The organism is Streptococcus sp. 1055, assembly GCF_013276815.1.
GTDB lineage: Bacteria > Bacillota > Bacilli > Lactobacillales > Streptococcaceae > Streptococcus > Streptococcus pseudopneumoniae.
The window spans coordinates 1-508 of sequence record NZ_VMLT01000084.1 but is presented as its reverse complement, the minus strand read 5'-3'; the positions used below and the strand labels follow the sequence as shown (position 1 = coordinate 508).

General features: G+C 47.2%; 1 protein-coding gene. It reads left to right on the top strand.

The window, feature by feature from the left end:
• The coding region (locus tag HT699_RS11785) for a DUF1542 domain-containing protein (RefSeq protein ID WP_240149888.1) at positions 1–508 on the top strand (508 nt) is incomplete at both ends.

Here is a 508-nt window from a genome sequence, read left to right as displayed (position 1 = left end):
AAGCGAACAAGGCTATCGATGCTCAACCAGATGTAGCCGCAACACCAGAAGAAGCCAAAGCAGCTCAAGATAAAGTAGAAGCCGCTAAGACACAAGGTGTAGAAGCGATTAAAGCTGTGAATCCAGAAACAACTGCTAAAGCAGCCGCTGACAAAGCCATTGATGACGCTCTTGCTGCTAAGAACAAGGCCATTGATGAGCGTACAGACTTGACAGATGCAGAGAAGAAAGCTGCTAAAGACAAGGCTAAGGAAGAAGCAGACAAGGCTAAGGCAGCAGTAGCAGCCGCAACAAGTGATGCAGAAGTAGCTAAAGCCAAAGAAGCCGGTGAGTCTGCAGTTGGTGCTGTGAATCCAGTAGCCAAAGATGCTGCTAAGAAAGCAGTGGCAGATGAATTAGCTAAGAAAGAAGCAGAAATCGATGCTCGCCAAGATCTAACAGCTGAAGAAAAAGCGAAAGCTAAGGCAGAAGCTCAAGCAGCTGCTGACAAAGCGAACAAGGCTATCGA